The sequence below is a fragment of the Mesorhizobium sp. 113-1-2 genome (assembly GCF_016756475.1).
GTDB classification, from domain to species: domain Bacteria; phylum Pseudomonadota; class Alphaproteobacteria; order Rhizobiales; family Rhizobiaceae; genus Mesorhizobium; species Mesorhizobium loti_C.
Genome location: NZ_AP023242.1, coordinates 7,615,966 through 7,628,873, shown reverse-complemented (window position 1 = coordinate 7,628,873; position 12,908 = coordinate 7,615,966). Strand labels below are relative to the sequence as shown.

Here is a 12,908-nt window from a genome sequence, read left to right as displayed (position 1 = left end):
TCCCTCTCCGATTCAGTCAATCAATGAACCACTCTAATCTAATTCGTTGCAGCAACATTGGAGCTGTTGCTCTTAAAAGACGAGAACGTCCGAAGCTGAAAACAAAGCGTTTACGGGCTGCCCAACAGCCAGGCCTCCCCCGACATTCTTGCGAATTGCCAGCAAACGGCTTCTCCCTATTAGTTCGACAACCACGTGCACGTCAGCGCCAAGAGGCGCCACGTCGAGGATCACACCAGCCAGGGAGTTGCGCTGGCGGTCATCAACGGTTTTCCCGGCGGTGCCATCGATGAGTTCGATGTTTTCCGGTCTGATGCAAAGTTCGGCGCTGTCCCGACGATCAGATGGGGCGGTGTTCGCGCGTATCTCTAGCCCATTTGTGGTCAGGTAGGAGCTAACCCCCTGGGCTGGCGGACCTTGCCTCGATCCGTGAAACCAATTTGACCTCCCCACGAACTCAGCGACAAACCTGTCAGCAGGCGATTGGTAGATCTCGGTCGGCGTGCCACGCTGGGCGACTCTTCCGGCTCGCATAACCACAACTTCGTCGCCCAAGCTGAGCGCTTCCTCTTGGTCGTGTGTGACAACGATCGTGGTGGCGCCAACCGACCTGAGGATCTCCTTGAGTTCAATGCGCAGTTCGAGGCGAAGCTTTGCATCAAGCGCAGACAACGGTTCGTCGAGCAGAACAATCTGGGGGTCGATCGCCAGAGCCCGAGCCAGCGCCACACGCTGCTGCTGTCCGCCGCTCAGCTGACGCGGATACCGAGCATCCATGCCGTCCAGTTGCACAAGCGCCAACATCTGCTTGATCCGGGCGGGTATCGCAGTTGCCGGCACCCCACGGTACCGCATCCCGTAGGCCACATTCTGCGCGACCGTCATGTGGGGGAAGAGCGCATAGTCCTGGAACAGAAGTCCGACATTCCGTTCGTAAGGCTTTAAATGACCGACATTCCGGCCGGAGATTTCCACGCTCCCGCTGTCAGGCTGTGCAAAACCAGCAATGATCCGGAGGGTCGTCGTTTTGCCGCAGCCGCTTGGCCCAAGGAGAGATAGGACTTTCCCCTTCTCTAGTTGTAGGGACACGGCGTCGACCGCAGTGAACTCCCCATATCTCTTACTGACGTTCTTAAGTTCCAGGACACTCATATACCTACTCTCCACTGATGCTGAGACCCATTGCCCGCTCGAGACCCAGCACCCGGTCCAGTACGACCAGCAATACAACGGTCAAGCCCATCAGGACCACGGCGGCAGCAGCGATGGTTAGATCGAAGTTCGACCTCATAAGTCCGAGTAGGGCGACTGGGAACGTGTATGTTTTGAAATCACTTAGGAACAGACTAATCGCCACATCATCCATCGAGAACGCGAAGGCGAAGATCGCCCCGGCTGCAATTCCGCTTTTTGCGAGCGGCAGGGTGACCGTGAAGAATGCTTGGCGGTCATTGGCGCCAAGACTCAGCGCTGCTTCGCGTAGGGTCCTGTTGATGTTCATAAGTCCAATCAAAGTCATTCTGATTGTGTACGGAGTGGTGATGAGCACGTGCCCGATTAAGAGTCGCGGAAACGGCGGGAGCACGTTGAACACCGAAAAGAACATGAGCAGCGCAAAACCGATAATCACCCCGGGCAATGCAAGGGGAGAAAGGAAGGCCGAGCTGAAAAAGTCCCGCCACCTCGGGGTCATGTCGCTCATTGCGATCGCCGCGAGACCTCCAATCACAGTCGCGATCACTGTTGTCGCAGCAGCGAGTAGCAAGCTGGTGACAAATCCGGACCACAGATAGGCATCGTTCACGAGTTTGCCAAACCATCTCCCGGACAGAGCCGGCGGGGGAAATGGACCCATATAGTTTCGCGCATCGAAGGCCATGAAGACCGTAACAACGACCGGAACTATCAAGAATACTGTTGTCACTACTATGACAGCGATCAGGAATACGGCTAGAACTGCATCGATATTGCGCTTGGTTCGCATTTTTTCAGGTCCGATCAAGGAGTGACCCCAGCCTGGATATGACGAAGACTAGGAGCATGGAACAGACCAGCATTACGATCGCTATAGCCGCCCCGCTAGGAAAATTCGCCATCTCACTGAACCGGCTGTAAACAAGATTCGAGATGAATATCACGCGCCCGCGCCCCAAAACCAGCGGTACCACAAAGGCACTTGCCCCCAGTGCCAGCGAGACCAGCAGCGCCGCGAGCAATCCACGTGTACACAACGGTATCGTAACAGTGAGATGGGCCATGGCCTTAGAAGCTCCGAGTGACAGAGCCGCTTCGGTTAACCGCGGGTTGAGACTCTGCACAGATCCAATCAGCATAAGCGCCGATATCGGTATCGTATACTGAAGCAACCCAGCTATTACTATGACATCCAGATAAGCCTTACCATTGGTATTTATGTGGAAGTAGGTTAATATTGGGGCAACTATCCCAACGGAGCCGAATGACAGCTGGATCGAATAGACCCGCACGAGCGAGCTCCAAAACAATAATCCGACGAGCCCGGTGACTGCGATTTTCCGCGTCTTGGGGGATGCGTTCCTCGCAACATGATACGCAATCGGAAAAGCAAAGAGGATCCCCAAGAGGGCTGCACAGAACGCCAGAAAATAAGTATCGAAAAAATACCGCGCGTATGCGGGGTGCAAGAGAGCAACATAGTTATCGATTGTCAGCGCAGCCCCATCCACGGTCCCAATCCGGCCGGGCTCGAATGTGCGAATGCTCTCATGCAGGATTATCAAAACAGGCAGCCCAAGGAAGGTCACTAAAAAGGCAATGACCGGGAGTAGTAGCAATATTGGCGGTGTTTTTCTCATTTTTTCCCCCATGAACGAGCCCAGCCGCGCGTTCTTCGGCCAGAGCAGAGGAACCACCCCTGCTCTCAACGCTTATCCAGGCATCGGCCTGTGTAGAGAAATAAGGCCAATCCGGAACATAGGCGTATTTATCAATTTCGTCGGTGGTGAGCATGAAAGGCTTGAGATCATCAGCTTGATAATCGCATCCGTCGACACTGTCGTACGTCTTGCCAGGAATTTCGGCGTCAGCGAAGCGCTCATCTAGGAAACTGACCCTCGATCTTGAACCCGTGGAAGGCGTCATCTGGGCGTACGCCGCAAAAGGATGGCGATGAGATTGGCTTTCGCCGATGAAGACATCGAGGAGGCAAAGTCCTCCTCGATGAATATCATCGCGCCCACCACTGAGAGCTTGACCCATAGAGCACCGCGATGCTTAGCCTCTCAGGATACGCACGGTCAGCAGCCTTCACCGGAGTAACGGCTGGACTTCCTGTTCCCAGCGTTTGTTCCATGCATCAGCCTGTTCCGATACGTAGGACCAATCTGGAATGTACGCGTACTTTTCCGTCTCTTCGTTGTTGAACAACATCGGTTTGAGTTCGTCGGAGGCCGCCGACTTGACGTTAACAGGAACAGCGCCGATTGAACGGTTAAACTCGGCGTTATTTTCGGGACCAATGGCAAAGTTGGCGAATTTCATAGCCGCATCCTTGTGCGGGCCCTTCAAAACACACCAACCCTCCTGGAATAGGAACGTTTTAAATCCGGATTCGTGCGGCATTTTGCTCAATGAGCGAATTTTATAGCGGCGGCCCCGTTCGATTGCACCGGACCCACCTTCGAAGGTTATGCACGCCTCTCCGGAGTCCAAGGAAGCGCCGATGTCGGTACCCGTGTAAGCAACTCGGCCGATGTTCCCGCTCTGAGCGAGCTTCTTCACGAAGTCCCACCCCGGCTCCATGTTTCGCTCGTTGCCGCCTTTGGCCATCGCCAGCCCGACAATCTGCATATTGGAATTTAACAATGGCGAAGGAAAGACGATTTTCCCGGCGAGCCGAGGATCAAGTAAGTCATCAATCGTTTTGATTTCAAATGGAGCAGCATCTTCTCGATAATACCAGAAATATGCCGAAAGCGTCCGAGGAATATTTATTATATTGCCGCCGTCGTCTCTGACGAGCAACTTCTGAGGAATGTCGGCGAGATTAGGAACTTGTTCGAGCGTGACGGGCTCTGCCCATCCTTCTCGCGCAATAATCTGCCAAGACACGTCCCACCCGGTCAGGAGATCAATTCCCGGGTTCGGCCAAGTGGCTTTGATTTTGGGCAAGATGGCTGCGGAGCCGCCAGCGTGGAGTTGCCAATTGATGTCTACATCGGTCTGCTTGCTGGCAATCTGCTTAATTGCGGTGATGTAGGTATCGCCCCATTCCATAGCGGTAATGGTTTCGGCTGCCCCAGCAGCCGGGACGCTTAGACCCGATATCCCGGTGCCAAATGCGGCGGCCGAGGCTGCAGTTTTGAGGACATCGCGACGCGAGAGTGTGATCATGGTTTAGTTCCCCAGTTATTTGTTTGTCTACTGCAACTCTCCGCCGATTCCCGATCGGCGGGTTGGGATGTGCCTGCCGCTTTCAGGCGGCGGTTCCGAACGCGAGCTAGTACAAAAGCATGCCGAGCGAACGCGTCGTTTGGGGTCACATTGCGCAGAACCTTAGATTTGGATCGGAACGCTTTGCGCTTCATTGACAGGGCGATTATGAGCCGCTTATGGGCTAAGTTTTATCCAAAAACGGCCTGAGAGTGAAACCGAATTTCCAAAAGTCCGATGGGAATGAACTTTGTGGTTCGTTCCGATCCTTTTATGCAGACACTGCGACGGCCTGAGACGCTAAAAGTTTGAGACGGCCTGAAGGGATGAGGTGGCGTATCGTGTTCGACCCTCCATTTCTCCACCAAAGGAGTGATACGCCAAGTCTGCCAGGCGCGCCTTTGCCGACAGCTTTACCGATTCTCTGACAGTCATCCTGCGCGCGGGCGCCCGCGCCTGCTAGCGCAGGCCATCGAGCCGAGGTTGCCGATTTCCTCGCCCAGCACGCCACGCTCAAAACCGTGAACGGACTTCAGCGCTCGCGCGCCGAGGGCATCTGCAGGAGCGGTGATGTCGGCCGGCATTGGCCCTGTCGGCGTGCGCCAGCTCCCGAGCGCGACCGTCAGGCGGCCCCAGCTCAGCGGGTTCGGTTCAGGCCCTCGATCCTGCCGCCCTACGCCCGGCGTTCGAAGGCTGGAGGTGATCATCCCGATCCGGTACCTCAAAGGCGTCTTCTACCGGCGACTTTGCCGAAGGGCTCTCGGCTTTCGTTGGCAGGAGGACGCCCGGGATCTCGAGTTCCACCATTGCTCGTTTGAAGCAGGTGTGGAGCGAGGATCATGCCCGCTTGCGAAGTGCGATCTCTCAGCCAAGCGCTATGTCTACCTCTGGACCGATGGTATCCACCTGGAAGCCTCCCTCGAAGATTAGGCTCAGTGCATCCTTCATCTCATCGGGGCTGCCAGAAGGCGCGAAGGAGCTGGTAGGCTTCACTGACGGGATGTGTGAGAGCGCGCAGTCACGGCCCGAGCTGCTGCTGGATCTGAAAGAATGGGCGGGATCTCTCGGCTGCGCCCGAGAGATCGCTGCGGCGGATGGCGCTCTCGGCCTTTGAAAGCGCTCGGCGAGGTCTGGCCGACCAACGCGCGAGCAACGGTGCGGGGTGCACATGACTGCCAATGTCCTCAACCGGCCTCCCAAGAGCATTCACGCCAAAGCGGAATCTCATGTTTCCCCCATGAACAGGCCCAGGCACGCGTTCTGCGGTTGGAGCAGAGGCACCACTTCCTGCTCCCAACGCTTCAGGCATCGTCCTCCGTAGAGAAACAGGCCAGCCAGGAATATAGGCGTATCTCTCAATTTCGTTGACCTCAAAGCTAGGGTTGACTTAAAGCGTAGATTCAGTAGTTTTTTACATCACAGCGCCAGCAACCGTTATTGATGACGAGGTTATTAAACGTACCGCGTACCTCTGGAGATGAATTGCCCATTAATAAGCAACAATGGATGAATACGGCGGTTGAGACGAGGGTTTCCGTGCAGAATCTCTTCGTCCTTATTGGTCTTCAACATCATTCGGCGAATATCCGCGGCCGCAGGTCCCCCATTAACCCGCACTTTTCAACTGCCCGACCGATCTTTAACACCGTCGCTTCGTCGAATCGGCGTCCAACGATCTGCGCACCGATCGGCAATGGCCCCGGGCCGACGCCGCAGGGAATTGAAAGCGCCGGGCAATGCGGCGTGAAATTGAAGGGATGCGTCATTCCCTTAGCCTGCAATTTCCCGTCCGCTCTAACCGATTTAAAGTCCTTGTCTCGCAAAGAGGCGAGCGGCGCCGTACCGGCCGTGGTAGGGCACAGCAACGCGTCGTGGGACTCGAAAACGGAGACGAGGTCCAGCCATATCTTCCGTCTAAGGATCTCGACGCGTTTGTAGGTCGGACCGTCAATCTTAAACCCTTCCTCTAGACAATCGGCTAAATCGGGGTCGAGCAAGTCGCGCTTCTTCTTCAATAGGTCGCCCTCGAACGCGGCCAAGTAGACACGCCAACTCGTCCGGAAAGCTTCGGCGATCGATGCGTCCCACGGCATGTCGATCGGGTTTACAATCGCCCCGGCCGCGCGCAATGCGTCCGCCGTCGTCTGCATCGCTTTGGCGACTGCATCGTCAACGGCAAAATGCCCAAGGTCGACGGAAAGGGCGATCCTCAAACCTTTTACGCCGCCGTCGATATCGAACGGAATGGCCTGGTCGGGCAACGACATCGGGTCGCATTCATTGGGCCCCTTGGTTGCGTCCAAGAAAAGCCAAGCGTCTTCGACCGTGCGGGCAAGAGGGCCAAAGTGCGAAATCGTGTCGTGGACGGATTTGAGAATGTCCATCGGAATGCGTCCAAGCGACGGTTTCAACCCAACGCAGCCGCAGTAGCTGGCCGGGCCTCGAATGGACCCGCCCATATCCGTGCCTTCGGCCAACGGCACCATGTTGGACGCGACCACGGCAGCGGCTCCACCGGACGATCCGCCTGACGTCCTCGTCGTGTCCCAAGGATTCACTGTGGTTCCAAAAACCTTATTGTGGCAAAAACCCGAATACGCGAATTCCGGCGTATTGGTCTTGCCGATCACGATTGCGCCGGCCGCCCTTAACCGCTGCACGTAAATCGGATCGAACTCGCCGATATTGTCCTTGTAGACCAGCGAGCCGTATGTCGTGCGCTTTCCCTTCAGGGGCGTGAAATCCTTCACCGCGACCGGGACCCCAGCCAACGACCCGACATCCTCTCCGTTGGCGATACGGCTGTCGATTCGGCGTGCCGCGGCCAGTGCGTCCTCCTCGTACACGTCGCAAAAGGCATTCAACTCTTCGTTAGTGCGGCGGATCCGCTCGAGAGAAGCAGTAATCACTTCCGCCGCCAAAGCCTTTCGAGTTCGAACTGCGGAAGCGATACTCTTAGCCGTTGTCAAATCGCTCATTGTCTTTGTTCCGTGGCCATATTTGGTGTCCAGTAACCCAGGCCTTAGATGATTGCCTGTTCATTATGACTGGTAATGCATGGCAATATGCGCGTTGCACCAAAATGCGTCGAATCCCGGAATGGCCGCTTCAAAAAAGCCTTTATTTGGAATGCATCCGGAGCACGGCGCCATTCCAGACTGTTGGCATGATTTCTTTACGTCGAGATGGCCGTGGACGCCGTGAACGGCGCAGATATGCTGGTGCTATACTCTCGACGCTTACCAGACAACGAGCCGTGGCTGGGTTGATAGGCACCGGACGTCGAGAGTCCATGATTACCGCGCCACCGCCGAGCGATTGGCTGGCTTTGGCAATGGCGGCAAGGCTCTTCGGAGTACCGGCTCTGGCAGGTACAAATATTGCCGGAATCGCGCTTTGCTCTTCGCCTCGCACGGGAACAGCTCACATCCGATGGACCGACGATATGTTCCATGAAAGGTCACAAATCAATACGAACTCAGACGTTCGGCATGGCTACGCAGTCGGGCTTATGCGACCCCCCTCGATTGGTGAACCCTCGGAACGTCTCCAACGACTTCACGATGTGCACGTTGCCGGAATGCAAGAATGAAAGCTGCGCTTGAAACGATCCGTCCTGGGATCGACCCGCAGCGATGTCAATGTTTCCTACCTAGTGCCCCGTCCATAGTGTGCTGCAGCAAGCAGAAGGAGGTTCGATGGTGAACTGACAACATGCTGAGAAGCTGCGTGAAAGATGAGGGTAGGCCCCTCGGGATCGGCTTTCAGGAGCGGGTCTCAACAGCCCAAGCTGCTGTGGTAGAAGAGCCATGGTGGTTAGCGTTGGGTCAAAAGCCGCGGACATGATCCGGGGCAGGTAGGCATCCGGAAGATGAGCGCAAGCAAACCCTTCGATGACGCGTCGTTAGAACTCTTTAACACCACTAAAACCGAGGGCGTATGGATCTCTCGGGACAAGTCCGTCGGGAGCCTGATGACTGGGCGGACAGTGGACGGCGTATAGGGGGCATGAGCCGGATGCAGGCTTTTGCGCGGAACTGCAGGAACCAGCTTTCTGATGCCAAGGGAGAAGCACAAGCGGCACACCACCGTGAGGCGAGAGTACCGATGCAGGAGGTTGGGGCGGATCGACCCGTAATAGTGACGAAGGTCCTGTAATGGGGCTGGAGCGAAGGGGTCGGATCAGGTGGTCGTGTTTTTCGAAGCAACTGGCAACAGGATGACAACGACAGATGCGACAGACAAGCCGTTTATGATCGATAAGCGGCTGGTGTACGAAGCCTACAAAGCGGTCAAATCCAATGGTGGTGCGGCTGGCGTGGACGGGCAGACGATCGAGGCATTCGAGCCAACCTGGGGAGGAATCTCTACAGGATCTGGAACAGGATGAGCTCGGGAAGCTATTTTCCGCCACCGGTGCGTGCCGTTCCCATTCCGAAAAAGACTGGGGGCCAGCGGATTTTGGGTGTGCCCACCGTGAGCGACAGGATCGCGCAGATGGTGGTCAAGCAGCTCATCGAACCGGAGCTCGATCAGATTTTCCTGTCAGATTCTTATGGCTATAGACCGGGTAAATCGGCCTTGGATGCCGTGGGGATCACGCGTCAGCGGTGCTGGAAGTATGACTGGGTTCTGGAATTCGACATCAAGGGTCTGTTTGACAACATCTCGCACGAGCTTTTGCTCACGGCAGTTCGCAGGCACGTAAAGAGCAAATGGGCATTACTATACATCGAGAGATGGCTGACAGCGCCCATGGAGAAGGATGGGCAGAGGATTGAACGGAACTGCGGAACTCCGCAAGGGGGCGTAGTTTCGCCGATTCTTTCAAATCTTTTTCTGCACTATGCGTTTGATCTGTGGATGAAACGGACACATCCCGACCTCCCATGGTGTCGGTATGCGGATGACGGGCTGGTGCACTGCCGGACCGAGCAGGAGGCAGAAGCCGTCAAGGCTGCGCTTCAGGCGAGGCTGGCGGAATGCCAACTGGAACTGCACCCGACGAAGACCAAGATCGTCTACTGCAGAGACTCCAAACGCAGAGGGCAACATCCGAACGTGACGTTCGACTTCCTCGGATATTGTTTCCGACCGCGCGCGGTATGGGGAACGCAAAGCGGGCGACTGTTTTGCGGCTTCACACCAGCGGTCAGTTCCTCGGCGCTGAAAGCGATGCGGGAAAAGATCAGGGACTTGCACATCCGCCGACAGACGCAGCTCTCGTTGAACGACATCGCCCGGCTGACCAATCCGCTCCTCAGGGGGTGGATCAGCTATTATGGACGGTATGCGCCAACGGGGCTGCAGCCCATACTTCGCTACGTCAATCAGACGGTGCTTGCGTGGGCAAGGCGGAAGTTCAAGCGCTTTGGCAGGGGTAAGGCTCGAGCAAGTCGGTTCTTACAACGGATCGTCGAGCAGCGCACCGATCTCTTCGTGCACTGGCAACTCGGTCTGATCGGCACGTTTGCCTGATGGGAGCCGTGTGAGCTGAGAGGTTCACGCACGGTTCTGAGAGAGCGGAGGCGCGCAAGCGTCTCCGCTACTCGCCAACCGCTGTTTTTCTGAAGTTACAGCGACTTTCGGCGCAAAGGTTGGCATCATGGGCGCAAATCACGGCAGAAAGGATTCCCTGGTGGAATGCGCTCATTGGCAGCTGCCGGCGCCGGCCGGTCGCATCTCGCCTGGCGGCATGGGATGTCAGGTCGCCCTTTGGCGAGTGTAGAGTACAAGATTGTAAGCCACTACCGCGGACCAGATATAGGAAGTGGTCGAGCCCGCGCCAGCTGCAGCGGGCCAAGCCGTGGGCCCGCTTCAGGCATGAGATGCCGGCCTCGATGCCCGCGCGGAAGTTGCGCAGCTTGCAATCACCCAGCGGCTCTTGACCATGTCTTCAATCCTGAGGCCGGCCTCTTGTGGACGGCCATGTCGCGCACGCCCCAAGCTTGGCCTGGCTCAGATTGACGCGGCTGGCATAGCCGCCGTCGGCTGCCGCCTGCCGCGGCGGCGCGCCATAGAAAGCGATGTGGCGTTCCAGCATTGGCAGCAACCGTTCGATATTGGGCGGGTTGCCGGTTTCGACGACGAGGTCAAGGATCAGGCCGCTCTTGCCGGTGGTCAGGTTGAGTTTATGGCCGTACTCGACGTCGCGGTTGCCCTTGACAATGATGTCGGCATGCGGCTCGAATAGGCTGACCAGCTTCTAAGTGTGCGAATTTCTCCACCGCATCGACGAAGCCGTCGACATCCGATTGTTGGACCGGGAGGCTCAGCGCTATCATGCCACGTCGGGCGAGATAAAAGCCGGCTTGCAGCATATCGACAAAGAACAGTTCTCTCAAACCATCCTCCCGGGCGTGTCGGCGTATGGGGCGGCGTATCATGGAGGCGTTCCGGCACTCAATTTAGTCACGGAAACAACGAGAGACTCGGTCGGATCCGTGTTGCGCGAAGCATCAGCAAATTTGTCCACTGTGCCTGAGTAGGATCAGTAGGATGATACATTGGCGCGTAGGATTGCCGCCAAACTGCATCGACGGCTGAAACGTTTTTGACAGGAAGCGACGGCGGTGAAATGGCGGTAGACATTGAGATGGAATTGGGCTGCTCGGAGCCCCACGAGCCGCCTCCGGCGGATGGCGTAGTCGAAGGCCTAAACGACGGATTGTCCAAGGAGGCATGCGCCGAGGCGAGTGCAACGGCCGTAACCGCCGCGAGCTGATCGACGTCGCGCTCCAGCGACAGCGCGGTTTGTGCGATGCGACGGTTAGCATTGACATGTGGCCGAACGCCGGTCCTGATCGGGATCGTAATCCCCGACCGAGTACCAAAATCGCCGGCCTCGGCGTGGAAGGTGGGACCCGTATCGCTGGTGATCGCAACAGGCGCTGTGTTCGGCTTCCGCCGCTATCAATGGCGTCAGTAAAGCATCGCAATGCTCAATACCCCAATGCGCAGCCGTCTGCGCGCGGCTCAGATCCGCCATTCAGCACGCCGCGATCCCAATCGATCTTGACTGTCTGAGCACCGCCCCAAGGCCAGTCACGGAGGGCGATGTTGTGGCCGCGCGCGTGGAGACCATCGATGGTTCTCTGTGGAATGCTGGTCTCAACCGCAACCCTCTCGCCCTCCCAGAATAGACGAGGGCAGTCGATCGCCTGTTGCACATCCATGCCGTATTCGAGCATGTTGAGCATGATCTGCACGTGGCCCATCGGCTGGTAGTGCCCGCCCATTACACCGAAGCTCATCTCGCAACGTCCGTTTTTCATCGCCAGCGCCGGGATGATGGTATGGATTGGCCGCTTGGGCCGAATGTGTTAGGATGGTCCGGAGCCAGCGTGAAGCAGGCACCGCGGTCGGTCAGCAGAACGCCCGATCTCTCGGTGCAGATGCCGGCGCCGAAGCCGGAGTACAGCGAGTTGATCAGCGACGCCGCGTTGCGGTCCCTGTCCACCACAGAGAGATAGACCATGTTGCTACCGGGGGTCGGCGCGGCGGGCAGTGCGCTCCTCTTGTCCATGTCGATGAGCGAAGCCATTTGTTCGCGCCCGCTGCGTCACCAACCGAGATGTCCGGCGACGATCGGCTGAAAGCGGTGGCTCTGTTGCAGTCGCTACTCATCGAAGCGGCGTCCGTGCCCGCCGACAGACGGTCGATCCGGAACCTGAAGGAGGCGGGCAATGAGCAAGATCACCGCTGAGCACCTTTGCCGTAGCGCCATCGTCTACATCCGGCAGTCGACGAGCTACCAGTATCCATCCGGTCTGGGCCGCGGCGGGGTGCGGTCTGTGTTAAGCTGCAGCGATGGAGATCGACACCGACAAGATCGATGATGCGGTCCTGGCACTGCTTTGGCTGACCCTGCACAATGAACGGTGCGCCTGGAAGGGCTTTGACTGGGACGTGACGGATCGACTTCACCGGAAGGGACTGATCGCCGACCCGGTCAACAAGGCAAAATCCTTGGTGTTGACGGACGAGGGTCTTCGGCGGTCGGAGGAACTGTTTCGCGCGCTGTTTACGCGGCCGACGCCATGAGCGCCCGAGCGGGCCGCCAGTTCCATGGCAGCAGGCCCTCGAGCCGTGTGATCGGCGTGTCGGCGATGCGGGAGAGGACGTCGGCAAGCCAGGCCTGGGGGTCAATATCGTTGAGCTTGGCGGTTTATGCCGACCGCCGAACTATGCCGAGCGAGCAAGTTTTTACCAACACTTTCCTCAACGTAGCGGTAGCTGGATCGGCATAGCTTAGGCTCTCTCCGTCGCAATTGACGCGAAGGAGAGGACACATGAACGCAAGTGACTATCTGCAACGCAGCACTCTGTATCGGAAGCTGATCCACGGGCCATATATGGCGAGTTTGCACGCGTTTATGCGGGCAGATTGTCGGACGAAGGCTTCGGTCGGCAATGCACCTGGCGATCGCTAAGCCTATTTCGTGAGCTGAGAGACTGGCATCTCGGCAACGGGCACGATCTCCAGGATTTAAGCGAAG

At 57.2% G+C, this 12,908-nt stretch carries 7 protein-coding genes and 5 pseudogenes; 3 read left to right on the top strand and 9 right to left on the bottom strand.

Features of this window, described 5'->3' with window-relative positions:
• Positions 1-72: 72 nt before the first annotated feature.
• The 5 genes from JN279_RS36660 to JN279_RS36640 are packed head-to-tail and all read right to left on the bottom strand — an operon-like array spanning position 73 to position 4,371.
• Complete coding sequence (locus tag JN279_RS36660; protein ID WP_202351598.1) at positions 73-1,152, bottom strand: ABC transporter ATP-binding protein; 1,080 nt, start codon at positions 1,150-1,152, stop codon at positions 73-75.
• A 4-nt stretch (positions 1,153-1,156) separates the two neighbouring features.
• The gene (locus JN279_RS36655; RefSeq protein ID WP_202351597.1) at positions 1,157-1,984 is read right to left on the bottom strand and encodes an ABC transporter permease; all 828 of its coding nucleotides are present in this window, start codon (positions 1,982-1,984) and stop codon (positions 1,157-1,159) included.
• A gap of 4 nt (positions 1,985-1,988) precedes the next feature.
• Complete coding sequence (locus JN279_RS36650; protein ID WP_202351596.1) at positions 1,989-2,834, bottom strand: ABC transporter permease; 846 nt, start codon at positions 2,832-2,834, stop codon at positions 1,989-1,991.
• Positions 2,743-3,237, bottom strand: coding sequence for a hypothetical protein (locus JN279_RS36645; protein ID WP_202351595.1), 495 nt, complete (start codon positions 3,235-3,237; stop codon positions 2,743-2,745). Before JN279_RS36645 ends, JN279_RS36650 begins: the two co-directional genes overlap by 92 nt.
• A gap of 48 nt (positions 3,238-3,285) precedes the next feature.
• Entirely contained in the window at positions 3,286-4,371 is a 1,086-nt protein-coding gene (locus JN279_RS36640; protein ID WP_202351594.1) for an ABC transporter substrate-binding protein, read from the bottom strand.
• 463 nt (positions 4,372-4,834) lie between these two features.
• Here JN279_RS36640 and JN279_RS39045 point away from each other — a divergent pair.
• Positions 4,835-5,632 (top strand): annotated as a pseudogene (locus JN279_RS39045) (transposase); the annotation flags it as partial.
• 349 nt (positions 5,633-5,981) lie between these two features.
• On the opposite strand, the gene JN279_RS36635 reads toward JN279_RS39045, so the two are convergent.
• Positions 5,982-7,388 carry an amidase gene (locus JN279_RS36635; protein WP_202351593.1) on the bottom strand — a complete coding sequence of 469 codons (1,407 nt, stop codon included), beginning with the start codon at positions 7,386-7,388 and terminating at the stop codon, positions 5,982-5,984.
• Between the two features lie 1,241 nt (positions 7,389-8,629).
• Here JN279_RS36635 and ltrA point away from each other — a divergent pair.
• Positions 8,630-9,888, top strand: a pseudogene (ltrA, locus tag JN279_RS36630) (group II intron reverse transcriptase/maturase).
• Between the two features lie 225 nt (positions 9,889-10,113).
• Here the strand turns inward: ltrA and JN279_RS36625 are convergent.
• Together JN279_RS36625 and JN279_RS38580 are read right to left on the bottom strand one after the other, a co-directional pair.
• Positions 10,114-10,615 (bottom strand): annotated as a pseudogene (locus JN279_RS36625) (transposase); the annotation flags it as partial.
• Between the two features lie 736 nt (positions 10,616-11,351).
• Positions 11,352-11,887 (bottom strand): annotated as a pseudogene (locus JN279_RS38580) (gamma-glutamyltransferase).
• A 332-nt stretch (positions 11,888-12,219) separates the two neighbouring features.
• Between JN279_RS38580 and JN279_RS36610 the strand changes: the two are divergent.
• Entirely contained in the window at positions 12,220-12,453 is a 234-nt protein-coding gene (locus JN279_RS36610) for a DUF6429 family protein (RefSeq protein ID WP_128160157.1), read from the top strand.
• Here JN279_RS36610 and JN279_RS36605 read toward each other — a convergent pair.
• Positions 12,434-12,577, bottom strand: a pseudogene (locus JN279_RS36605) (transposase domain-containing protein); the annotation flags it as partial. The gene JN279_RS36610 and the pseudogene JN279_RS36605 sit on opposite strands and share 20 nt — an antisense overlap.
• Positions 12,578-12,908 lie beyond the last annotated feature (331 nt).